This is a genomic window from Donghicola eburneus (assembly GCF_900115865.1).
Classification (GTDB): domain Bacteria; phylum Pseudomonadota; class Alphaproteobacteria; order Rhodobacterales; family Rhodobacteraceae; genus Donghicola; species Donghicola eburneus.
In genome coordinates, this window is the sequence record NZ_FOXY01000001.1 from 348,898 (window position 1) to 370,516 (window position 21,619).

The following is a 21,619-nucleotide window of genomic DNA, read 5'->3' on the forward strand; positions in this document are numbered from 1 at the left end:
CAACGTCAAGCCGGTGGCTCATGTTCGGAGGAGGGACTATGGGACAGAATTACAAAGTGGCCGTGATCGGCCTTGGGTCGATGGGATATGGCGTCGCCAGCTCGCTGCTTCGGGCGGGGCTGACCGTTTACGGCTACGACATCAATGACGCACAAATGGCCAAGTTCCGCGAGGCTGGCGGCGCCGAGGGGGCGTTGGCGGATGTGGCTGGCGATCTGGATGCCGTGGTCACCGTGGTCCTGAACGCAGCCCAAACCGAAGCTGTTCTATTTGGTGATGGAGGTGCGGTCCCGATGCTGCGCAAGGGTGCCGCAGTGATGAGCTGCGCCACAGTCGCCCCCGATTTCGCCCGCAAGATGGAGTCGCAGTGCGCCGAAACCGGCGTGCTCTATCTGGATGCGCCGATCTCTGGCGGCCCGATCCGCGCTGCCGATGGCGCGCTCTCGGTTCTGGCATCGGGCACAGCGGAAACTTTCGCGGCTTTGAAACCCGCTCTGGATGGCATGGCAAGCGACGTCTTCGAGATGGGCGATTGCGCGGGCCCCGGCAGCGCGATGAAGGCAGTGAACCAGTTGCTCGTTGGTGTCCACATCGCGACCATGGCCGAAGCGCTGACCTTTGGCATGACCCAAGGCGTGGACCCCAAGCGGTTCTACGAGGTCATCACCAAATCCGCTGGCAATTCGTGGGCGCTCGAGAACCGGACACCTCACATTATCGACAACGACTATTCCCCCAAAAGTCAGGTCAACATTTGGCCCAAAGACCTTGGTATCGTGCAGGACATCGCACGTTCGGCCCAATTCAGCGCGCCAATTTCCGGCGCGGCGCTCCAGATGTACCTAGCGGCGCAGGGCATGGGCCTTGGGGCCGAAGATGATGCCGCAGTGGCCAAGGTCTATGCGGCGATGGCGGGGCTCACCCTTCCTGGACAGGAGTAACTATGACCGTACTTGGCTGCATTGCCGACGATTTTACCGGTGCCACTGATTTGGCAGGCCTCTTGGCCCGCTCCGGCGTGCGCGTGTCCTTGCGCATGGGCATTCCCGACGAGGCGCCCTCTGACACCGCCCCGTTCGAGGTGATTGCACTGAAATGCCGGACGGCCCCTGTGGCCGATGCCGTCGCTGAATGCCGCCGTGCCTTGGACTGGCTAAAGCAAGCAGGCGCAGAGCGGTTTTTCTGGAAATACTGCTCGACCTTTGACAGCACGGCCGAGGGCAATATCGGCCCCGTGGCCGAGGCCCTGATGGCCGATCTGGACGCCAAGCAGACCATGTATTGTCCCGCGTTTCCTGAAAACGGGCGCGCGATTTTCATGGGCAACCTTTTTGTCGGCGAGCAGCCCTTGGCCGAAAGCCCGATGAAAGATCACCCCCTGACGCCCATGCGCGACAGTAACTTGATGCGCTTGCTCGCACCCCAGGTTTCGGGGCCGGTGGGGCTGGCCAATCGCTTGACCGTCGCCCGCGGCGCTGATGCGTTGCGCGAACGTCTGTCAGAACTCGAGGGCGCCGGCGTCGCGCATGTTGTGATCGACGCTGTGGCCGATGATGATCTCTATACCATCGCTGCTGCCTGCCGTGATATGCCATTGATGACCGGCGGTAGTGCGGTCGCGATGCCCTTGCCCGATCTCTATGTGCGTGACGGGGTGCTGTCAGCGGATGCCGAGAAAGCCGTGCGACCGGATTTGCCCGAAAAGACCATCATTCTGTCTGGCAGCTGTTCGGCCATGACCCGCGCGCAGGTGAGCGCGTATTCGGTCAATGCCCCCAGCTACCGTCTAGATGCCTTCGACTTAGAGAAACGTGGGATTGGTCCGGTGCTGACGTGGCTTTCGAAACAGGATCTGAGCAAAGCGCCCCTGATCTACGCCACCGCAGAGCCGGATCAAGTGCGCAAGGCGCAAGAGGCCTTTGGCGGCCCGCAAGTAGGGGCGATGATCGAAGATGCGCTGGCCGAACTGGCCCAAGCAGCGTTCAGTTCAGGGGCGCGGCGGTTCGTTGTGGCAGGGGGCGAAACCAGCGGTGCTGTCACACAAGCGCTAGGGGTCACCCGTTTGGACATCGGCCAAGAGATCGCGCCCGGCGTGCCGTGGACCTATACCGAGAGCGAAGGCGAAAAGATTGCTTTGACCCTCAAATCCGGCAACTTTGGCAAAGAAGAGTTCTTTGCCGACGCGCTTGCCGTGCTGGAGGATCAATGACCGAAGAAACCAAGCTGCGCGAAGAGATGTGCCTATTGGCCAAATCCCTGTTTGACCGCGGTCTGACGGGGGGCTCGACCGGCAACATTTCGGCGCGGACGCCGGACGGGGGGCTCTTGGTGTCGCCCACGGGGACCAGCTTCGGGCGACTTGATCCGGCGCGGCTGTCGCGGTTCGACGCAAGCGGTACCCTGATCGGTGGCGATAAACCGACCAAGGAAATGCCCCTGCACGCGGCCTTTTACGAGACGCGGAACAAGACCGGCGCGGTGGTGCACTTGCATTCCTGCCACTCGGTCGCGTGGTCCCTGATGCCCGAGGTGGATGAGGATAACTTCCTGCCGCCCATGACGCCCTATGCGATCATGAAACTGGGCAAGGTCAAGCTGCTGCCATTCTTTATCCCCGGCGATCCGGCGATGGGCGATGCGGTGCGCGGGCTGGCGGGAAAACGCAGCGCGGTGATGTTGGCCAACCATGGCCCCGTCGTCGCGGGCAAGGATGTGGAGTCCGCCTGCAATGCCATCGAAGAACTCGAAGACACCTCGCGGCTCGCCATCCTGATGCGCGGCTATAATGCGAAGATGCTGAGCCCGGAAATGGTCCAGCAGATCGTGACCAAATATGATGTGGAGTGGGACTGATGAAATTCTCTGCCAACCTCGGGTTCCTCTGGCGAGAACTGGACTTGCCCGACGCCATCCGCGCCGCGAAAAAGGCCGGATTTTCGGATGTGGAATGCCACTGGCCTTATGATACGCCCGCCAAAGAGGTGCGCGAGGCGCTCAAGGAAACCGGGATGACCATGCTGGGGCTGAACACCCATCCGGGCGATCTGGATGACGGGGATTTCGGCCTGTGTGCGCTGCCCGACCGCATGGACGAGGGGCGCGCTGCCATCGACCAGGCCGTCGCCTATGCCAACGCCACGGGCACCAAGTGCATCCATGTCATGGCGGGCAAGTCCAAGGGGGCAGAGGCGGCCAAAGCCTTCGTCTCTAACCTGAAATATGCCTGCGAACGGGCGGCGGCGTTTGGCATCACCATCCTGATCGAACCTCTGAACACCTATGACGTGCCGGGGTACTTCCTGACCTCGACCGCCGAAGCGCAACGGATCATCGACATGGTGGACGAACCCAACATCAAGATCATGTTCGACTGCTATCATATGCAGCTGATGCAGGGCGATCTGAGCAATACTCTGCGCGACCTACTGCCCAAGATCGGGCACATCCAGATCGCCTCGGTCCCCGACCGTGCACAGCCCGATCATGGTGAACTGGACTTTAGCTATGTCCTGCAACTGATTGCCGATCTTGGATATTCTGCGCCCATCGGGGCCGAATACAAGCCGGGCAAACCCACTGATCAAACCATTGGTTGGCTGAAAAACTATCTCTGAAACACTCCCCGAAACTCGGGGCTTTTCAGGTGGGGAATTTTGGTATACCAAATTTCCAAACCAAGTCGGAGCGGGAAGGAGGGGCCCGCTCCGACACTTTTAATCAGCCTATGGGGAGGGACCATGTCAGGCATGATTTTCGCCGACAGTCTGTCGCGTCTGGGAACCGAGTCCGCCTTTGTGGTGCTGGCGCGGGCACAGGCACTGGCGCAGCAGGGCAAAGATATTATCAACCTCGGGATCGGGCAGCCGGATTTCAAAACGCCCGAACATATTTCCGAAGCCGCGATCAAGGCGATCCGCGATGGCCACCACGGGTATACCCCCGCAAATGGCCTGCCTGTGCTGCGAGAGGCCGTCGCCGCTGACCTGAACCGCCGCCACGGGGTCGAGGTGAACCCTGACAATGTGGTCGTCGTGCCGGGCGGCAAGCCCACCATGTTCTTTGCGGTGATGATGTTCGGCCAACCGGGTGTCGAGATCATGTATCCCAATCCGGGCTTCCCGATCTATGAATCGGTGATCAAATACAGCGGTGCGACGCCTGTGCCGATTGCCTTGGAGGAAAAGAACGGCTTTGCCTTCAGCGCCGAACAGGTTCTGTCCCAGATTACCGAGCGCACCCGTCTGATTATCATCAATAGCCCTGCCAACCCCACGGGCGGCGTCACACCCAAAGAGGAAATCGACAAGCTGGTCGCGGGCCTGATGGATCACCCCCACGTGGCCCTGATGTCAGACGAGATTTACAGCAACATGCTCTATGGCGGGCGCGAACATGTCAGCCTGCTGCAATACCCCGAAATCCGCGATCGCCTGATCATGCTGGATGGCTGGTCCAAGACCTATGCCATGACCGGCTGGCGACTGGGCTATGCGGTTTGGCCGGATGCGGCGGTGGATCATGTGACACGCCTGTGTATCAACGACCACTCTTGCGTGAACGCACCGACCCAATTCGCGGGACTGGCCGCCCTGACCGGATCGCAGGATTGCGTGACCGATATGGTGGCCCAATTCGACGCCCGCCGCCAAGTGATCGTCGATGCCCTAAATGACCTGCCCGGAGTGCGCTGCGCCGATGCGGCGGGGGCCTTCTATGCCTTTCCGAATATCGAGGGCACAGGCCTGACATCAAAAGAGGCGCAGGACAAATTTCTGGACGAGGCGGGGGTTGCGACCGTCGCGGGCACGTCCTTTGGCGCGTGGGGCGAAGGGTACTTGCGCTTCTCTTACGCGAACTCGACCGAGAACATTCTTGAAGCGATAAGCCGCATCAAGAAATTGCTCTAAACCACGGAAAGGAAATGTGAAATGTCCGATGTAAAACTGCTTGTCTGTGGTGCCTTCAACGAGGAAGAGCGCGCGCGGTTCGATGCGAATTACCCCAACGTTTATGCCGCGTCGCCTGACGATATCGCGGGCGTGGACGCGGATACCCGCGCGGGTATCACCGCAGTGGTGTTCAAGGGACACGCCCCCTTTGGCGGGGCGGCGATGGACCCGCTGGAAAACCTGGGCCTGATTGCGAACTTTGGTGTTGGCTATGACGCGATCGACGTGGATGCGGCCAATGAACGCGGCGTCAAAGTCACCAACACCCCCGATGTCCTGAACGACGACGTGGCGGATCTGGCGGTAGCTCTGATGCTGACACAGACCCGCAACATGATCGAGGGCGATAACCTGACCCGCTCTGGCCGTTGGGCTGGCGGTGGCAGCCTGCCGTTGAACCGCAAGATGACCGGTGGGACCGTGGGCATCTGTGGCCTTGGCCGCATTGGCCGCGAAATCGCGGACCGTCTGGCAGCGTTCAAGATGGACATCCACTACCATTCGCGCAGTGAAAAAGAGACCCCCGGCTGGACCTACCATGCGGACCCCAAGAGCCTCGCCGAGGCGGTGGATTGGTACGTCGTCGCGCTTGTCGGCGGCAAGGAGACCGAAGGCTATGTTAGCCGCGACGTGATTAACGCGCTCGGGAAAAATGGCGTGATCATCAACATCAGCCGCGGCACCACCATTGACGAAGAGGCGATGCTCGACGCGCTGGAAAGTGGCGCCATCGCGGGGGCGGGCCTTGATGTCTTTGTCAATGAACCGCATCTGAACGAACGCTTCTACGATCTGACCAACGTGGTGCTTCAGCCGCACCAAGGGTCCGGTACCCATGAAACCCGCCGCGCTATGGCCGAGGTTCAGCTGTCCAACGTGACCGCGTTTTTCAACGGTGACGCTCTTGTTACGCCGGTGAACTGATGGAACAGATCGCCAACCCGTTCAAAAAGGCGATCATGGCTGGTCAACAACAGATCGGCCTGTGGTCCACCATCCGCGACAATGCAGCGACGGAAATGCTGGCCGGTTTGGGTTTTGACTGGCTGCTGCTTGATTGCGAGCATACGGCCAACGATCTGAACAGTATTTTGTCGATGCTTCAGGCGATGTCGACTTACGGCACGCACCCCGTCGTGCGCCCCACAGAACTGAACGCGGCCGAGATCAAGCGCCTCTTGGATGTGGGCGCTCAAACCCTGCTGATCCCCTATGTCCAGACTGTCGAAGAGGCGAAGCTGGCGATTGAGGCTGTGGATTACGCCCCCCGCGGGTTCCGCGGCATGGGCGGCTCCACTCGTGCCAATAGGTTCGGGACAGTGCCGGACTATTTCACCCGCGCCCGCGAAGAGATCTGCCTGCTGGTGCAGATCGAAACCCAAAAGGGGCTCGATAATCTGGACGAGATTGCGGCCCTGGACGGGATTGATGGGGTCTTTATTGGACCGGCGGACCTTTCGGCCTCGCTCGGCCATGCGGGGAATGTGCGCCACCCCGATGTCGAAGCCGCGATCCGCGATGCCATCCAGCGGGTTCGGGCACTTGGCAAGCCGGCGGGATTCTTGTCGGTGGACGACGCGTTGACGGCCATCGCGGTCGAGGCGGGCAGCCTGTTCACTGCCGTTGATGTGGATATGGTCGCCCTGCAACGGTACCTGCGCGAGCGTCTCCAGACGGCGCGATCGGCTTATGTGCGCTGATCCTCACCTTGCTGTGAACCGTTACAGAGACTGAAAACGACATCTGCTGCGTTGAAGTCATGAAAGGAGTTTTCATGACACATATTCACACCGCAGCAGAGGGCCACAAAGACGACCACGATCTGGGGCTTCGTCACGACTTGCCGCGCCTTATTGGTCGGCGCAGCGCGCTTGGTTTTCTGTTGGGGGCAGGGGCGCTGGCCGCCAACCCTGCGGCCGCGCTGCAATGCGTGGTCAACAGCACCGAGACCGCAGGGCCTTATCCCGCAGATGGGACAAACGGGCGCGGCGGCAGCATCAACGTGCTGACCCAAGAGGGCATTATCCGCGAGGATTTGCGTCCCAGTTTCAACGGCATGAGCCCAACGGCAGAGGGTGTCCCCCTAGAGGTCGCTCTGACCTTGGTTGACGCAAATGACGCCTGCACACCGCTCGAGGGTCGTGCGCTTTATCTCTGGCACTGTGATGCGATCGGGAAGTACTCGCTTTATGATTACGACGACCGCAACAACCTACGCGGCGTGGGCATTTCCGACGCGGACGGGGTGGTCAAGTTCACGACGATCTTCCCCGGTTGCTATAATGGGCGCTGGCCGCACTTTCACTTCGAAGTGTTTGAAAGCGCAGATGAAATCGTTACGGGGCGCGACAGCCTACTCACTTCGCAGATTTCCTTGCCTGAAGAAGACTGTGCCGCCGTGTATCGCGCCGCGAGCGATATCTATACGAACGGCACCCGCCATCTGGAGCGTCAATCCTACGACCGCGACATGATCTTTGCGGACAATACCGATGCCCAGAAAGAGCAGCAGATGATGCAACTGAACGGCTCTCCCCAACAAGGTTACACAGGGTCGTGCATCATCGGGCTGGCGTAACGAGTGCGGCCCGCCATTCCTCTGGCGGGCCTTTTCGTCAGGCAGCGGGTTTGTCGTCTTCGAGATAGTAGCGAATATTATCCTCGAAGCTTTCGTCCGCAGTGAGGCCCAGTTTCAGTGCCTTGGACGGCTGGATGTCGTAGCGCCAGCCCCGCACGATCGCGAGGATATCGGGCTGCTCTTCCCAGCGGATCAGTTTTTCAGGCTCGGGCCCGCAGACGTTGCGCAGGGCCTCGACAATCTCGCCGATGGTCCAAGTCCGGCCAGGCATCATCATGCAGCGGTTCTGGCCCAAATCTTCTTCGGGAATTTCGGCGCCCTTGATCAGGTTTTCGATGCACTTGCGCGGGCTCAGGTAAAAGTGGGCAAAGCTCGGATCGACAGGGCACACCGCCTCTTGGCCGTTCAAAGGCTCGCGAATGATCGACGACATAAAGCTACTAGCAGCGCGGTTCGGCTTGCCCGGACGGACTGAAATGGTCGGCAGGCGGAATCCGCGCCCGTCCACGATGCCTTTGCGGCTGTAGTCGTTCAGCAGCAGCTCGCCGATGGCCTTTTGCGCGCCATAGCTGGTCTGCGGATTCAAGAAGGTGTCGTCGATGATGGGGTCCGCAACCTCACCGCCGTAGACGGCGATTGATGAGGTGAAGACCACAACCGGCTTGGTGCCAAGTTCGCGGCACCGTTCTAGCACGTTCATGGTGCCCATCATGTTGATCTTATAGCCCAGATCCAGATCTTCTTCGGCTTGGCCGGAAACGATGGCAGCCAGCAGGTAGATCACGTCGGTTTCGGCATCAATCACGCTGCTGACGCTGGCCGGATCGGCGATGTCACATGTCGCGGTCTCGACCGCAAAGGGCGCATCAACCTGCGCGGGGTCCACAACGTCTGCCAGCACGAGGGTATCGATGCTCTGACCGCGCAGTTCGCCACGCGATGCCAGCGATTTGGCCAGCTTCTGACCGACGAGGCCGCCGCCTCCGATGATAAGAACTTTCATGAAAAATCTCCTCCCAGAGAATTAAAGTAGCCCGCGCCCCGCCAGATTGCGCATCAGCGCTGCGGTGCCAAAGGTCCATTCAGGGCATTCGGTGGACAGACGCACGGTGTTTCGCAACTCTCCCAGATGGGGTTCAGAGATGCTGACCACGTCGCCAACTTTGTGTGTAAAGCCCTGACCGGGATTGTCGCGGTCCTGAATCGGGGCAAATAGAGTGCCCAAGAACAGGAAGAACCCATCGGGATACTGGTGATGCCGCCCGCAAGTTTGCGCCGCCAGATCGGCGGGGTGGCGGCTGATTTTGGTCATGGACGAGTGGCCGTTCAGAATGAACCCATCCTCGCCCGTGACCTTGAGCGTCAACTCGGCAGTTTCGACCTGCGCCATACCGTAGCTGTCATCGAACAGTCGGACAAATGGGCCGATTGCGCAGCTGGCATTGTTGTCTTTGGCTTTCCCGAGCAGCAGGGCGCTGCGCCCTTCGACGTCGCGTAGATTGACGTCATTGCCTAGGGTCGCGCCTTTGATATCGCCGCGGCTGTTTACTGCGATGACGATCTCTGGCTCGGGGTTGTTCCAATTGCTGACAGGGTGCAGGCCGACGGAGGCTCCGAATCCCACAGAGCTCAGGGGTTGCGCCTTGGAAAAAACCTCGGCGTCGGGGCCAATGCCAACTTCCAGATACTGGGACCAGAGCCCTTCGGCGATCAGGACCTTCTTGACCTCCATCGCCTGATCACTCCCGGGGGTGATGCCGGACAGGCTGTCGCCGATCTTGTCCTTGACCTTGGCGCGGATTTCTTCGGCGCGGTCGGCGTCACCGGCGGCTTGTTCCTCGATCACGCGCTCAACCATGGATTCGGCAAAGGTCACCCCGCACGCCTTGACCGCTTGCAGATCGCAGGGGGCAAGGAAATGCATCACGTCATCGCCAACCGCTTCGCCGCTCAGGTGCGCCAGATCGGTCAGTGACCCAAGGCTTTCGCCCACCGCGTCGCGAACATAGGTAGCGGGGTCGTCCAGTTCCAACAGATCGCGCATGGTCGGCACGGATTTAGAGGTGATGTCGATCACTTCGTCCCCGCGCAAAGTGATAAGACACGGACCAATTTCGGGGCGCCAGACGCGGCCCACCAGAGTGGCGGTCGGATCGGTATTCTCGAACGGCAGCATGGGGGCTCCTTTATTCAGCGGGGGGCAGCATTTTGCCCGGATTGAGGATGTTTTTCGGATCAAGCGCGGCCTTAATCGACCGCATCAGCGCAACGCCTGCGCCGTGCTCGGCATTCATGTATTTCATTTTGCCCAGACCGATGCCGTGCTCGCCGCTGACGGTGCCCCCCAGACGCATGGCTGTCTTGGCCAATGCATCGGTGAACTCTTCGGCGGCCTTCATTTGCTCGGGGTCTGTGGGGTCTAGAGCGATGCCGGAATGGAAATTCCCGTCCCCTACATGCCCCACGATGGTCGAGGTCAGCCCCAGTCGTTTCGCATCATTCTGGGCCTGCACAACCGCTTCGGCCAGTTTGCTGATTGGCACGCAGACGTCGGTGGGCATCAGATGCCCCGTCTTGCCCAAAGAAGCCGAGGCATAGTGCGACTTGTGGCGCATGGCCCAAAGGGCGTTGCGGTCCTCGGTTTTGGTGGCGGTTCGGTAGGCCTCGACCCCGAAATCCTCGGCGATGGCGCCGAACATTTCGGCTTGCTCTGCCACACTGTTCTCGGACCCGTGGAACTCAAGGAACAGGTGCGGGACTTCGGGCAGGCCCGCGTCCGCATAGTTGTTGAACCCCCGCACCATCATCTCGTCCACCAGCTCAATCCGCGCCATGGGGATGGCGCTTTGGATGGTCAGGATTACGCAGTTGACCGCGTCTTCGATGGTGGGAAAGCGGCAGGTGGCGGCGCTGATCGCCTCGGGGATACCCTGAAGTTTGACGGTCAGTTCGGTGATAATCCCCAGCGTCCCTTCGGAGCCGACCAGCAGGTGGGTCAGGTCATAGCCCGTACTGGACTTGCGGGCCTGTGTGCCGGTGCGGACGATGGTACCGTCGGCCGTGACAGCCTCGAGCGCCAGAATGTTTTCGCGCATGGTGCCGTACCGCACGGCGGTGGTGCCGCTGGCGCGGGTGGCCGTCATGCCGCCGATGCTGGCATTCGCGCCGGGGTCCACGGGGAAAAACAGTCCGGTGGCGCGCAGCTCCTCGTTCAGGGCGATGCGGGTAATGCCAGGCTGGACGACGCAATTCAGATCTTCGGCATTCACTTCCAGAACGCGGTTCATCCGGTTCATATCCAGACTGATGCCGCCGCGGGTCGCCAGATGCTGACCCTCGAGCGAACTTGCCGCGCCATAGGCCACCACGGGGCAGTCATGGGCGTGACAGATTTTCAGAATGTCCGAGACCTCTTGCGTGGTCTCGGGATAGGCTACGGCGTCGGGCGGGGTCAGCGGATACCACGTCTCGTTCTGTCCGTGCAGATCGCGGTCGGCTTGGGTCGTGACCAGACGGTCCCCAAGTAGCGTTTGCAGTTCGGTAATCGCAGCAGAGTGCATCACTTGCCCCACTTCAGGACCAGCGGATCAAGCGGCGTCAGCAGTTCCATCAGCATCGCACGGGTGGCGGGATGCAGGGGCGCGATGGGGTGGCGGCAGAAGTCGGACTTGATCACACCGCCTTCCATCATCGCTGCCTTCGCCGAGCGGAAACCGCACTGGCGGTTTTCGTGGTTCACGGCGGGCAAGACACGGGCGTAGCCGTCGATAGCCGCTTGACGGTTGCCAGCGAGGAAGTCGCGGACAATGGGGCCAATCAGATCAGGGATCATCGCGCTGGTCATGGTGCCGGTGCAGCCTGCGTCCAGATCAGCCAAGAGTGTAATCGCTTCTTCGCCGTCAAAGGGGCCTTCGATGGCATCGCCGCCTTGCTCGATCAGGGCGCGCAGTTTCATCGCGGCCTGCGGGCATTCGATCTTGAACAGCTTCAGCATCTCGATCTCTTGGGCCATCTGGACCAAGAGCGGGACGGGCAGATCGACGCCGGACAGAGGGGCGTCTTGCAGCATGATTGGGATGCCAACCTCGCCCACGGCGCGGAACTGTTCAAAGGTCTGCTCGGCGGTGCCCTTGAGCAGGGCGCCATGGTAGGGGGGCATCATCATCACGATGGACGCGCCAAGGTCTTTGGCGAACTGCGCACGCTCGACCACAATCGGGGTCGCATAGTGGCTGATGGTCACGATCACCGGAACGCGGCCCGCGACGTGCTCCAGACACAAGCGGGTCAGGGTCTCTCGTTCGGCGTCGGAAATCAGGAACTGCTCCGAGAAGTTGGCGAGGATGCATATGCCATCCACGCCCTGATCAATCATGCAGTCCAGCACGCGCTTCATGCCCTCCAGATCGAGGGTGCCATCGGGGTTAAAGGGCGTGGGCGCAACAGGCCAAATGCCGGTATAGGGTTTGGTCATAAATCCTCCTTAGGCACCAAAGGACAACTGCACTTTGATCGCTTGGGTGCGGTCATTGGCGGTCTCGAAGGCGGTCTGGAATTCGGTCAATGGAAATGTGTGGGTTAGCAGGGGTTTCACGTCGATCAGCCCTGCGGACATCAGCTGGACAGCCACGGCGAATTCTTCGTGGAAGCGGAAAGACCCGCGCAATTCCAGTTCCTTGGCGGTAATCTGCATCATGGGCAGGGGCATGTCGCCAGACAAACCCAGCTGCACGATCACGCCGCGGGGGCGCAGGGCAGGGATCGCACCGGCCAAAGCAGGGGCTGCCCCCGAGCATTCGAACAGCACGTCCAAAGTGCCCTTGCCCGTTGCATAGTCTGCCAACGCGTCAGGATTGGTCATCGTGTTCAGGGTGACATCCGCGCCAACCTTGGCCGCCATCGCAAGTGATGTGTCAGTGATGTCCACCGCGATAATCTGCGCGGCCCCAGCACGGCGGGCGGCTAGAATCGCGAGCAGGCCGATCGGGCCGCATCCGGTCACCAGAACCTTGGCTCCCATCAGGTTGCCTGCGCGGCGGACAGCGTGCAAAGCGACCGAAAGGGGTTCGGCCATCGCAGCCTCGGCCGGTGTCAGATCGTTGGCCACATGGCACTGGCTGGCCATGACCGTGATCTCTTCGCGAAAGGCGCCTTGAATGTGCGGAAAGGGCATAGCCGAGCCGTAGAACCGCATGTTCAGGCACTCGTTCGGCAGACCACGATGACATTCCACACAGTCACCGCAGGGGCGGGACGGGGACACGGCCACCAGATCGCCGACCTTCAGGTTCGTCACGTTGGCCCCGAGTTCGGCCACCCGTCCGGCAACCTCGTGGCCCAGAACCATGGGTTCCTTAAGGCGCACGGTGCCAAAGCCGCCGTGGTTGAAATAGTGCAGGTCCGAGCCGCAAATCCCGCCGCGCTCCATCCGGATGCGGACATCGGTTGGGCCAAGTGGATCTGCAACACAATCGGAAAGGCGCAGGTCCTCTGCGCCATGGGCAAATAACGCTTTCACGGTTGGTCTCCTCCCCGAACCGTAGGCGGTTGCATCACCGCCAAAATGGTATACCATTTCAAAAAATGCGGGATCGGGCGGAAAGTCAACCACCCATTTTCCGCAGTAAGGGAGGATTTATGGAACTGTTCAATCTGAGCGGAAAGACGGCGCTGATCACCGGCTCGTCTATGGGGATCGGCTTTGCCTTGGCGCTGGGTTTGGCGCAGGCTGGGGCGCGCATTGTGTTAAACGCGCGCAACCCCGAGCGTTTGGAAGAGGCCGCCAAAGCCTTGCGCGCGACGGGTGCTCAGGTGGACACGCTTGTGTTCGACGTAACCGACGCTAAAGCGGTCGCCGATGCCGTGGATGCCTATGAAATGGGGCGCGGAATCGACATTCTGGTGAACAACGCAGGCATGCAGCATCGTACCCCGCTAGAGGATTTTCCGGTCGATGCCTTTGATCGCCTGATGCGGACCAACGTGAATTCGGCGTTCTACGTGGGGCAGGCCGTCGCCCGCCACATGATCAAACGCGGCGCGGGCAAGATCGTGAATATCGCCTCTGTTCAGTCAATGCTCGCCCGTCCGGGAATCGCGCCCTACACGGCGTCCAAAGGTGCAATCACGAACTTGACCAAAGGCATGGCGACGGACTGGGCCAAACATGGTCTAAACTGCAATGCGATCGCGCCGGGCTATTTTGATACGCCCTTGAACGCCGCCTTGGTGGCGGACCCTGAATTTAGTGCTTGGCTTGAAAAACGGACCCCCGCTGGCCGCTGGGGCAAGGTCGAGGAGTTGGTCGGCGCCTGCATCTTCCTGTCGTCTGACGGGGCTTCTTTTGTGAACGGGCACACGTTGTTCGTGGACGGCGGGATCACCGCCAGCCTGTAAAACTGTCTTTACTGGGGAGGAAAAGACATGAGTGACAAACCGGTTATCGGGTTCATCGGCGTGGGATTTATGGGCCACGGCATGGCCAAGAATATCCTGCAAAAGGGCTACACGCTTTACATCAAGGGCAACCGCAACCGCGACCCCGTAGAAAGCCTGAAGGGCATGGGCGCGACCGAGGTCAGGAGCGCCCGCGAGATGGCTGAAAAATGCGATATCATCCACATCTGCCTGTCGAACTCCACGCAGGTCGAGGCGATCTTCCGTGACGAGGATGGCATCTTGGCTGGCGCACGCGAAGGGTTGATCGTGATCGAAACCTCGACCGCTGATCCGACCTCGACCATGGCGCTGGCGGCGGAACTGGCAGAAAAGGGCGGCACGCTGGTCGATGCCCCCTTGGGCCGAACGCCGAAAGAGGCCGAAGAAGGTAATCTGGACGCCATGGTCGGCGCAGATGACGCAACCTATGCCAAGGTCGAGCCGGTGATCCAGTGTTGGGCGGGCAACATCACGCGCACGGGCGGGACGGGCACGGGCCACAAGATGAAGCTGCTGATGAACTTTATCGCGATGGGCTACGCGGCGCTCTACTCCGAGGCGACTGTTCTTGGCGCCAAGGTCGGCATCGCGCCGCAAACCGTTCGGCAGGTCATCGGGTCCAGCCGTATGGGCAACGGGTTCTTCGACACCTTTATGAAGTACACTGTGGACCGTGATCGGAACGCGCACCTGTTTACCATTACCAACGCGTCCAAGGACGTGCGCTATGCCAACAACATGGCCTCTGATGCTGGGATTGTGGGGATCATGGCAGCCGCGGTAAAGCAGTACTACACCCATGCCGAAGCGATTGATCGGGGCGGGGACTACGTGCCCATGCTCGGGGATATCGTGGCGGAACTGAATGGCATGAACATGGCCGAAGAAGTGAAAAAGGGAGAGGGCTGAGCCCCCTCCACTGGCCGGAGGCAGGGCTTAGTCGATCCAGACGGCCTTGCCCTCGGCCACCATCGCGTCGAGATCTAAGAAAGACTTGGCGCCACCTTTGACCTTGGCTTCGAACGCATCTTCGGCGGCTTTGACTTCTTCGAGCGCTTTGATGGTCGCGTCGATTTTGGCGTGGGGGATCACGACGACACCGCTGCGGTCGGCCACGATGATGTCACCGCTGCAGACATACTGACCGCCAACGATCGCACCATCGCCCACTGTTGCGGGCCCTTTGGAATATGGGGAGTTCGGGTTCAATCCAGTGCACCACGCGGGCAGGCCGACCTCTTCGATGCCTTCGATATCGCGCATGGGACCGTCGGTTACAAAGCCGGCCAGATCGTTGTTCTTCATCATCCCAAGGATCAAATCCCCGCAGGCCGAAGTGCCCTGATGCCCATGGACCGCAGACAGCAGAATGTCGCCTGCCTGCACGATGGACAGCGCGGCCATGGTGGCCAGAATTTCGGCGGGACCGTTTTCCGCGACGACGGCTGTGCCGACCACAGGGCCACTGGTGGTTGCCGCGCCGATGGGGGCAATCGCGGTGTCCAGCGATCCTGCGCCGTTCATCGCATCACAGACGAACCCCGTGGGCACGCCGCGAAAGGCGTCGATCTGAGCGGCAGTCGGGCGCGGAAAATTGCGGCGGATGCGCAGGATGGGCGGTTCTTCGAGCATGGTTCGGCCTTTCGGTTAGAAGATAAAGCGCAGGGCATAGAAGGTCGCCATGCCCGCAATGATTGAGAAAATGACGTTCACTCGTAGCCCCACAACCAGAGCGGCGAGGGCGGCGGTAATGCGGATGGGATCGACGATGCCATCGGTGGCAGGGGGCCAGACGACCAGCGGCATAAAGATCGCCGGAAACACCGCGACCCCGACGTAGCGCAGATGCAGGAGCGCCCATTCGGGCATCTCCTTGCCGCCAAAAATCCCGAGGAACGAGAAGCGGATCAGGAAGGTCCCAAGCCCCAAGAGCAGTGTCAGGACCCAGAAATCGAAATCAGAAATCATGCGGCCTCCTTTTCCGCGCGGCGGCGCAGGTAGAGTTCCGTTTGCGCGCCACTGATCATCGCCAGCGTTGCAGCCACCATGATCCCGAGGTTCCACGGAACCCACGAGAACAGCAGGATGCTGACCCCAGACACCAGCGCGGCGACGTAGTGGGGCACTGACCGGAGCAGGGGCCCCGTCAGTGCGATGAAACAGATTGGCAGCGCGAAATCGAGCGACAGGGACGCTGGGATCGCCTGCCCCACATAGGCTCCGACAAAACTGAACCCGTACCAGAAAGGGCAGATCAGCATCATGCAGCCAAAGTAATACGCGACCTTGGCTGCGGGCGGCATGTCGGGGCGCTCTTCATAGGTTTTGACGCAAACGGCAAAGGCTTGGTCCACCATCAGATAGGCCATAAGCGCGCGGAGGCTGAATCTCGCGTGACCGATATGGGGCACCAGAGCCGCCGAATACATTGCCATCCGCAGGTTCACAGCGAGCGAGGTGAGCAAAGCAATGAACACCGGCGCGTTGTCTTGGAGAAGCGCTAACGCGGTGAATTGCGCGGCCCCTGCGATCACCAAGACGGTCATGCTCATGGTCTGGAACAGGTCCAGACCCGCATCCCGTGCCACCACGCCAAAGAGCATGGAATAGGGGATCACGATCAACACAAAGGGCGCGCAGTCAATGTAGCCGCGCCAGAACGCCTTGCGCGCGGTAAACTGGGTCATTGCAGCGACCGTGCCCGCCAGTTCAGACGCACATAGGCCAGACCAGAAGCCGTCGAGACACATCCAGCTTTTTGCCGCGCCACCAGTTCAGCGCTCTGGTCGGTCAGGCGGTTCAACTCCTCCATCCGGTCACATTGCAGCAGAGCAGACAGCACATCGTATTTGGTCTCGATTCCTGCAACTGCGGATAATTGATCATCGCCGCGGGCCCGAATGCCCTCCATCTGTTCTGCAATTGCGGCGTTCCAGACCTCTTGTGTCTTGGTAAAGCACAGGGCGGATGCCGCATGCATGTCTTCTGGCATGCCACCGCATTCGGCGTGGGCCAGATCGACACAGCTGTTCGGATTGGTTTGGGCGTCAAAGGCCTCTGTCAGGCACTGATCCACTGTTTTCATGGACATTTCTGCCTGTGCTGCGCCTGTCACAAGCGCCGCCGACATGGCCGCAATTGCGCCAAATCTCAGTCTCATAGTAATCCTCCCGCACGGCTCTCCCCAGCCGCGTTGATTCTGGTATACCAAAATATTCTTGCGCTTGGTATACCATTTGAGTTTTGTAGAAGGACTGGCAGCGAACAACAAGATTCGCCATGCCTCATGAATTTTCTGGGAGGAAACCATGTCCAACACCCGCGCGAACAAGCGGTTCCGCTCGCAAGAGTGGTTCGACAATCCCAATAATCCGGGGATGACGGCGCTGTACCTAGAGCGCTATCTGAATCAGGAATACACCCGCGAGGAATTGCAGGGCGAAAAGCCGATCATTGGCATCGCGAACACCGGCTCTGACATTGCACCCTGTAACAAGATCCACGTGTTCCTCATGGACCGGATCAAAGCTGGCATCCGCGCGGCAGGCGGGGTTCCCATGGAATTCCCCGTGCATCCCATTCAGGAAACCGGCAAACGCCCCACGGCGGCTTTGGACCGGAACCTGTCCTATCTGGGGCTGGTCGAAGTCCTGCATGGCTATCCGCTTGATGGCGTCGTGATCACCACGGGCTGTGACAAGACCACTCCGGCGATGCTGATGGGCGCGGCGACTGCCGATCTGCCCGCGATTGCCTTGAACGGCGGCCCCATGCTGGACGGCTGGTGGAAGGGCAAGCGCGCAGGGTCGGGCACGATCGTTTGGGAGAGCCGCCGTCTGCTGTCCGAAGGCGAGATCGACTACGAAGAATTCATTAGCCGTGTGTGTTCGTCTGCGCCCTCTTTGGGGCACTGCAACACCATGGGTACGGCGTCGACCATGAACGCCATGGCCGAGGCTTTGGGAATGTCCCTGACCGGTAACTCGGCGATCCCCGCGCCCTTCCGCGAGCGGATGGAGATGGCCTATCAGACCGGCAAGCGGATCGTGGAAATGGTCTACGAGGACCTGAAGCCCTCTGACATCCTGACCCGTGAAGCCTTTGAAAACGCGATCAAAGTGAACGCTGCGATTGGCGGTTCTACCAACGCGCCGCCGCACCTGCAGGCCATTGCGCGCCATGCCGGTGTCGAGCTGGACGTCAAGGATTGGGAAACCGTCGGTTTCGAAATCCCGCTGATGGTGAACATGCAGCCCGCAGGCAAGTATTTGGGCGAAAGCTTCTTCCGTGCGGGCGGTGTTCCTGCGGTTATGGCCGAGCTGCAAAAGGCTGGCCACATCCACGAGGGCTGTATGACCGCCACGGGCAAGACCATGGGCGACAACCTGAGTGGCCTTGGCTCCGAGGATGAGGACGTGATCACCACCTATGATGCCCCCTTGCGCAAGAACGCGGGTTTCAAGGTGCTGTCGGGCAACCTATTCGACAGCGCGCTGATGAAGACCTCGGTGATCTCTGCGGACTTCCAGAAACGCTTCTTGTCCCGTCCGGGCGAAGAGGGCGTGCACGAGGCCCGTGCGATCGTGTTCGAAGGCCCCGAGGATTACCACGACCGGATCAACGATCCGTCTCTGAACATCGACGAGAAGTGCATTCTGTTCATTCGCGGCGTGGGCTGCGTGGGCTATCCCGGCAGCGCCGAGGTCGTGAACATGCAGCCGCCGGATGCCCTGTTGAAGCAGGGGATCAACCACTTGCCCACCGTGGGCGATGGGCGTCAGTCGGGCACCTCGGAGAGCCCGTCGATCCTGAACGCCTCGCCTGAATCGGTTGTGGGTGGGGGATTAGCTTACTTGCGGACAGGCGACATGGTGCGCTTGGATCTGAATGCCTCGACCATGGATGCTTTGGTCTCTGACGAGGAATGGGCGCAGCGCAAGGCGGATTGGACTCCGCCCGAGATCAAGCACCAGACACCGTGGCAAGAGATCTATCGCACCCACGTGGGGCAGTTGGACAAGGGCGGCTGTCTGGAACTGGCCACCGCCTACCACAAGGTCTGCCAAGACCTGCCGCGCGACAACCACTGACCCAAAGGGAGGGGAGGCCCGATGGCTAAGACAATCATCATTACCGGCGCCGCGCGCGGTGTGGGCAAAGCCTGTGCGCAGCATTTCTTGGACAACGGGTGGAAGGTCGGCATCGTCGGCCGCACACCCGCCACGGTGCAGGAAATGGCAGACAGCCACGAGAATGCACTGGCCCTGCCATGTGACGTAACGAACGAGGCCGAAGTTGACGCGGCCTTTGACAAGGCGCTGGCGGAATGGGGGCGGATCGACGCCCTGTTCAACAACGCAGGCGTCGCGATGAAGGGCACGACCATCGACACTGTCGATGTCGATGCTTGGCGCGACCTGATCAACGTGAACGTGACCGGCAGCTTTATCTGCGCTCGGGCGGCTTTTGCTCGGATGCGGGCGCAGGACCCCCAAGGGGGCCGGATCATCAATAACGGCTCTGTCTCGGCCTATGTGCCGCGCTGGGGCTCGGCGCCGTATTCGGCCTCGAAACACGCGATCACCGGTTTGACCCGCAGCATTTCGCTGGACGGGCGTCCGTTCAACATCGCGTGCGGGCAGATCGACATCGGCAATGCGCTGACTGATATGGCGCAGGCGATGACCCAAGGGGTGCCGCAAGCCGATGGATCGATTGCGGTGGAGCCTGTGATGGACGTGGCCAATGTCGCCAGCTCGGTCCTGCACATGGCGGAACTGCCGATCGAAGCCAACGTTCAGTTCATGACCGTGATGGCAACAAATATGCCCTATATCGGGCGCGGTTAACCCGGCGTTAACCGAAACTATGCTTCCTGTTGGGTGTTAGAACCCGGACTTACCCGCCGGCCCTTGTGGTCGGCGGCTTTTTTATGCCGCGTCCCTAGGCGAAGAAGATGCGTTGCAAGTCTTAAGAATTTCTGCGCGGGGAGGACGGGCCCCTTTGGGACCCGCCGGTTCAGCGTTTCAGGCTGCGCTCGCGTTGCCAGATATAAAGACCCGAGGCGATGATGATCGCACCGCCAGCGAGCGTCCACAACGTGGGCCATGTGTTGAACACAAGGATCCCTGCGAGCGAGGCGAGGAACACCTGAATATAGACCACTGGTGCGAGCAAGGACGCATCCGCCCACCGATGTGCGATGGTGGCAATGGTGTGACCTGTCGCGCCGAAAAATCCGATCAGGCAAAAGATGATCCACGCCTGCGTCGTGTCCGGCCAGACCCAGTTTTGCAGAGCAAAGGGCAGCAGGGCGGTCATGGCAATCCCGCTCGACCAGATTTGCTGGGTGGCGTTCGCCTCGACCCCCGACAGCAGTCGGGTCATAATGAAATAGAGCGATGCGCACATCAGGCCCGCAAGGCTAAAGAACATCGCCGGGTGAAAGGCCGTGCCCCACGGCTGGATCACCACCAGAACGCCGCTGAACCCGACGCACACCGCAATGAGACGGCGCAGGCCGACCTTTTCCCCAAGGATCGGGATCGCCAGAATGCTGGTCACGATCGGACCAGCAAAGAAGATCGTCGTCGTGATGGTGATCGGCAAATGTTTCAGCGCCATGAAGTTCATGACGGTGGAGCCCAGCAAAAACAGGCTGCGCAGCAGCTGTTTCACGGGTGCGTTCGACACCAGTGCCGCGCGCCCTTCTCGTGGGACGTAGAAGGCGAGCGCCAGAATGAAATGGCCGAAGTAGCGGGCGAAGACCACCTGAAGCGTGGGCAATCCGAACAGGATCAACCACTTGGCCGAGGTGTCGATGCAGGTAAAGAACCCCACGGCCAGGCACATGAGCAAGAGCCCAGCGCCTGTGCGGTCCTCTCTTGGGATCGAGGTCCCCATGGGGGGACTCCTTTAGCCGGCCGCCCAACCGCCGTCGATGATGTGGGCCTGCCCAGTGGTAAAGCTGCTTTCGTCCGAGCCAAGATAGACGACCAGATGCGCAATCTCGTCTGCGGTGCCGATGCGGCCCATGGGCTGACGGGCCTCGAACGCGGCGCGGGCTTCTTCGTAGTTGCCCATGGCGCGCAGGCGGTCATGCAGCGACGGGCTGTCCACGGTGCCCGGGCAGATGCAGTTCACGCGGATGCCTTGTTTCACATAGTCCACGGCCACGGATTTGGTCAGGCCAATCACGGCGGCCTTGGAGGCTCCGTAGATGCAGCGATTGGGGGCGGCGATTAGGCTGCTCGCCACCGACGCGATGTTGACGATCGACCCGCCGCCCCGTTCGAGCATGCCGGGCAGGGCAGCCTGCATCGCGTGGAACTGGGATTTCACGTTCAGGGTAAAGGCAAAGTCGAACTCGTCGTCGTTTGCTTCCAAGATTGTGCCGCCGTGCACGAACCCTGCACAGTTCACCAAGATATCGGGCTGCGCGTCCTGAATGGCGGCGGTCAGGGCGGCCTTGTCAGTGACATCCAACGCCATGGTTTTCTCGACGTTCAGCCCGTCCAGCAGCTCTGCCTTCAGGTCGGTGGCGGTGACAATGGCGCCCTCGCGGGCGTAGTGCTCCGCGACGGCGCGGCCGATGCCTTGGCCCGCTGCGGTGATAAAGGCGCGTTTTCCTTCCAGCCTCATCTCAATTCTCCAA

Annotated in this window: 23 protein-coding genes; 12 read left to right on the forward strand and 11 right to left on the reverse strand. The window is 60.6% G+C overall.

Annotated features, from left to right (window positions below; genetic code table 11):
* Positions 1-38: 38 nt before the first annotated feature.
* From ltnD to BM225_RS01645, 8 genes are all read left to right on the forward strand, one after another.
* Positions 39-941 carry an L-threonate dehydrogenase gene (gene ltnD / locus BM225_RS01610; RefSeq protein ID WP_072706226.1) on the forward strand — a complete coding sequence of 301 codons (903 nt, stop codon included), beginning with the start codon at positions 39-41 and terminating at the stop codon, positions 939-941.
* A 2-nt stretch (positions 942-943) separates the two neighbouring features.
* Positions 944-2,209: a 3-oxo-tetronate kinase gene (otnK, locus tag BM225_RS01615; protein WP_072706227.1), complete on the forward strand. Its 1,266-nt coding sequence runs from the start codon at positions 944-946 to the stop codon at positions 2,207-2,209.
* Positions 2,206-2,853 (forward strand): 3-oxo-tetronate 4-phosphate decarboxylase, encoded by a 648-nt coding sequence (gene otnC, locus BM225_RS01620; protein WP_072706228.1) that lies wholly within the window; start codon positions 2,206-2,208, stop codon positions 2,851-2,853. Before otnK ends, otnC begins: the two co-directional genes overlap by 4 nt.
* A complete protein-coding gene (locus tag BM225_RS01625) occupies positions 2,853-3,614 on the forward strand; it encodes a hydroxypyruvate isomerase family protein (protein WP_072706229.1) in 762 nt (253 codons plus the stop codon). The genes otnC and BM225_RS01625 overlap by 1 nt, the downstream gene beginning before the upstream one ends.
* Before the next feature lie 123 nt (positions 3,615-3,737).
* Complete coding sequence (locus BM225_RS01630; protein WP_083595659.1) at positions 3,738-4,907, forward strand: pyridoxal phosphate-dependent aminotransferase; 1,170 nt, start codon at positions 3,738-3,740, stop codon at positions 4,905-4,907.
* Positions 4,908-4,928: 21 nt separating this feature from the next.
* Positions 4,929-5,873: a 2-hydroxyacid dehydrogenase gene (locus BM225_RS01635; RefSeq protein ID WP_072706230.1), complete on the forward strand. Its 945-nt coding sequence runs from the start codon at positions 4,929-4,931 to the stop codon at positions 5,871-5,873.
* A complete protein-coding gene (locus BM225_RS01640; RefSeq protein ID WP_092463719.1) occupies positions 5,873-6,649 on the forward strand; it encodes an HpcH/HpaI aldolase family protein in 777 nt (258 codons plus the stop codon). Before BM225_RS01635 ends, BM225_RS01640 begins: the two co-directional genes overlap by 1 nt.
* Positions 6,650-6,723: 74 nt before the next feature.
* Positions 6,724-7,527, forward strand: coding sequence for a dioxygenase family protein (locus tag BM225_RS01645; RefSeq protein ID WP_083595660.1), 804 nt, complete (start codon positions 6,724-6,726; stop codon positions 7,525-7,527).
* A 37-nt stretch (positions 7,528-7,564) separates the two neighbouring features.
* On the opposite strand, the gene denD is transcribed toward BM225_RS01645, so the two are convergent.
* The 5 genes from denD to BM225_RS01670 are packed head-to-tail and all read right to left on the reverse strand — an operon-like array spanning position 7,565 to position 13,045.
* Entirely contained in the window at positions 7,565-8,530 is a 966-nt protein-coding gene (gene denD / locus BM225_RS01650) for a D-erythronate dehydrogenase (protein ID WP_072706232.1), read from the reverse strand.
* A 21-nt stretch (positions 8,531-8,551) separates the two neighbouring features.
* The gene (locus BM225_RS01655) at positions 8,552-9,703 is read right to left on the reverse strand and encodes a fumarylacetoacetate hydrolase family protein (protein ID WP_072706233.1); all 1,152 of its coding nucleotides are present in this window, start codon (positions 9,701-9,703) and stop codon (positions 8,552-8,554) included.
* Between the two features lie 10 nt (positions 9,704-9,713).
* Positions 9,714-11,087, reverse strand: a complete 1,374-nt coding sequence (locus BM225_RS01660; RefSeq protein WP_072706234.1) for an FAD-binding oxidoreductase — start codon at positions 11,085-11,087, stop codon at positions 9,714-9,716.
* Positions 11,087-12,001, reverse strand: coding sequence for a dihydrodipicolinate synthase family protein (locus BM225_RS01665; RefSeq protein WP_072706235.1), 915 nt, complete (start codon positions 11,999-12,001; stop codon positions 11,087-11,089). Before BM225_RS01665 ends, BM225_RS01660 begins: the two co-directional genes overlap by 1 nt.
* Positions 12,002-12,010: 9 nt before the next feature.
* Positions 12,011-13,045 carry an L-idonate 5-dehydrogenase gene (locus BM225_RS01670; RefSeq protein ID WP_072706236.1) on the reverse strand — a complete coding sequence of 345 codons (1,035 nt, stop codon included), beginning with the start codon at positions 13,043-13,045 and terminating at the stop codon, positions 12,011-12,013.
* Positions 13,046-13,164: 119 nt separating this feature from the next.
* Between BM225_RS01670 and BM225_RS01675 the strand changes: the two genes are divergently transcribed.
* Together BM225_RS01675 and BM225_RS01680 are read left to right on the forward strand one after the other, a co-directional pair.
* Positions 13,165-13,923 carry an SDR family oxidoreductase gene (locus tag BM225_RS01675; RefSeq protein ID WP_072706237.1) on the forward strand — a complete coding sequence of 253 codons (759 nt, stop codon included), beginning with the start codon at positions 13,165-13,167 and terminating at the stop codon, positions 13,921-13,923.
* Between the two features lie 27 nt (positions 13,924-13,950).
* A complete protein-coding gene (locus BM225_RS01680; RefSeq protein WP_072706238.1) occupies positions 13,951-14,874 on the forward strand; it encodes an NAD(P)-dependent oxidoreductase in 924 nt (307 codons plus the stop codon).
* A 27-nt stretch (positions 14,875-14,901) separates the two neighbouring features.
* Here BM225_RS01680 and BM225_RS01685 read toward each other — a convergent pair whose 3' ends face one another.
* The 4 genes from BM225_RS01685 to BM225_RS01700 are packed head-to-tail and all read right to left on the reverse strand — an operon-like array spanning position 14,902 to position 17,125.
* Complete coding sequence (locus tag BM225_RS01685; protein ID WP_072706239.1) at positions 14,902-15,597, reverse strand: RraA family protein; 696 nt, start codon at positions 15,595-15,597, stop codon at positions 14,902-14,904.
* A gap of 15 nt (positions 15,598-15,612) precedes the next feature.
* Positions 15,613-15,933, reverse strand: coding sequence for an AzlD domain-containing protein (locus tag BM225_RS01690; protein ID WP_072706240.1), 321 nt, complete (start codon positions 15,931-15,933; stop codon positions 15,613-15,615).
* Positions 15,930-16,652: an AzlC family ABC transporter permease gene (locus BM225_RS01695; RefSeq protein WP_072706241.1), complete on the reverse strand. Its 723-nt coding sequence runs from the start codon at positions 16,650-16,652 to the stop codon at positions 15,930-15,932. The genes BM225_RS01690 and BM225_RS01695 overlap by 4 nt, the downstream gene beginning before the upstream one ends.
* Positions 16,649-17,125 (reverse strand): hypothetical protein, encoded by a 477-nt coding sequence (locus BM225_RS01700; RefSeq protein WP_072706242.1) that lies wholly within the window; start codon positions 17,123-17,125, stop codon positions 16,649-16,651. The genes BM225_RS01695 and BM225_RS01700 overlap by 4 nt, the downstream gene beginning before the upstream one ends.
* A 148-nt stretch (positions 17,126-17,273) precedes the next feature.
* Between BM225_RS01700 and BM225_RS01705 the strand changes: the two genes are divergently transcribed.
* Together BM225_RS01705 and BM225_RS01710 are read left to right on the forward strand one after the other, a co-directional pair.
* Positions 17,274-19,055 (forward strand): IlvD/Edd family dehydratase, encoded by a 1,782-nt coding sequence (locus tag BM225_RS01705; protein ID WP_072706243.1) that lies wholly within the window; start codon positions 17,274-17,276, stop codon positions 19,053-19,055.
* A 21-nt stretch (positions 19,056-19,076) separates the two neighbouring features.
* Positions 19,077-19,814, forward strand: a complete 738-nt coding sequence (locus BM225_RS01710) for an SDR family oxidoreductase (protein WP_072706244.1) — start codon at positions 19,077-19,079, stop codon at positions 19,812-19,814.
* 169 nt (positions 19,815-19,983) lie between these two features.
* Here the strand turns inward: BM225_RS01710 and BM225_RS01715 are convergent, their stop codons facing one another.
* Both BM225_RS01715 and BM225_RS01720 read right to left on the reverse strand, forming a co-directional pair.
* Positions 19,984-20,868, reverse strand: coding sequence for a DMT family transporter (locus BM225_RS01715; RefSeq protein WP_072706245.1), 885 nt, complete (start codon positions 20,866-20,868; stop codon positions 19,984-19,986).
* A gap of 12 nt (positions 20,869-20,880) precedes the next feature.
* Positions 20,881-21,606: an SDR family oxidoreductase gene (locus tag BM225_RS01720; protein WP_072706246.1), complete on the reverse strand. Its 726-nt coding sequence runs from the start codon at positions 21,604-21,606 to the stop codon at positions 20,881-20,883.
* Positions 21,607-21,619 lie beyond the last annotated feature (13 nt).

Coding starts and splice junctions, on each gene's coding strand:
- ltnD (WP_072706226.1), top strand. CDS start 39: ATGGGACAGAATTACAAAGTGGCCGTGATCGGCCTTGGGTCGATGGGA.
- otnK (WP_072706227.1), top strand. CDS start 944: ATGACCGTACTTGGCTGCATTGCCGACGATTTTACCGGTGCCACTGAT.
- otnC (WP_072706228.1), top strand. CDS start 2,206: ATGACCGAAGAAACCAAGCTGCGCGAAGAGATGTGCCTATTGGCCAAA.
- BM225_RS01625 (WP_072706229.1), top strand. CDS start 2,853: ATGAAATTCTCTGCCAACCTCGGGTTCCTCTGGCGAGAACTGGACTTG.
- BM225_RS01630 (WP_083595659.1), top strand. CDS start 3,738: ATGTCAGGCATGATTTTCGCCGACAGTCTGTCGCGTCTGGGAACCGAG.
- BM225_RS01635 (WP_072706230.1), top strand. CDS start 4,929: ATGTCCGATGTAAAACTGCTTGTCTGTGGTGCCTTCAACGAGGAAGAG.
- BM225_RS01640 (WP_092463719.1), top strand. CDS start 5,873: ATGGAACAGATCGCCAACCCGTTCAAAAAGGCGATCATGGCTGGTCAA.
- BM225_RS01645 (WP_083595660.1), top strand. CDS start 6,724: ATGACACATATTCACACCGCAGCAGAGGGCCACAAAGACGACCACGAT.
- denD (WP_072706232.1), bottom strand. CDS start 8,530: ATGAAAGTTCTTATCATCGGAGGCGGCGGCCTCGTCGGTCAGAAGCTG.
- BM225_RS01655 (WP_072706233.1), bottom strand. CDS start 9,703: ATGCTGCCGTTCGAGAATACCGATCCGACCGCCACTCTGGTGGGCCGC.
- BM225_RS01660 (WP_072706234.1), bottom strand. CDS start 11,087: ATGCACTCTGCTGCGATTACCGAACTGCAAACGCTACTTGGGGACCGT.
- BM225_RS01665 (WP_072706235.1), bottom strand. CDS start 12,001: ATGACCAAACCCTATACCGGCATTTGGCCTGTTGCGCCCACGCCCTTT.
- BM225_RS01675 (WP_072706237.1), top strand. CDS start 13,165: ATGGAACTGTTCAATCTGAGCGGAAAGACGGCGCTGATCACCGGCTCG.
- BM225_RS01680 (WP_072706238.1), top strand. CDS start 13,951: ATGAGTGACAAACCGGTTATCGGGTTCATCGGCGTGGGATTTATGGGC.
- BM225_RS01685 (WP_072706239.1), bottom strand. CDS start 15,597: ATGCTCGAAGAACCGCCCATCCTGCGCATCCGCCGCAATTTTCCGCGC.
- BM225_RS01690 (WP_072706240.1), bottom strand. CDS start 15,933: ATGATTTCTGATTTCGATTTCTGGGTCCTGACACTGCTCTTGGGGCTT.
- BM225_RS01695 (WP_072706241.1), bottom strand. CDS start 16,652: ATGACCCAGTTTACCGCGCGCAAGGCGTTCTGGCGCGGCTACATTGAC.
- BM225_RS01700 (WP_072706242.1), bottom strand. CDS start 17,125: ATGAGACTGAGATTTGGCGCAATTGCGGCCATGTCGGCGGCGCTTGTG.
- BM225_RS01705 (WP_072706243.1), top strand. CDS start 17,274: ATGTCCAACACCCGCGCGAACAAGCGGTTCCGCTCGCAAGAGTGGTTC.
- BM225_RS01710 (WP_072706244.1), top strand. CDS start 19,077: ATGGCTAAGACAATCATCATTACCGGCGCCGCGCGCGGTGTGGGCAAA.
- BM225_RS01715 (WP_072706245.1), bottom strand. CDS start 20,868: ATGGGGACCTCGATCCCAAGAGAGGACCGCACAGGCGCTGGGCTCTTG.
- BM225_RS01720 (WP_072706246.1), bottom strand. CDS start 21,606: ATGAGGCTGGAAGGAAAACGCGCCTTTATCACCGCAGCGGGCCAAGGC.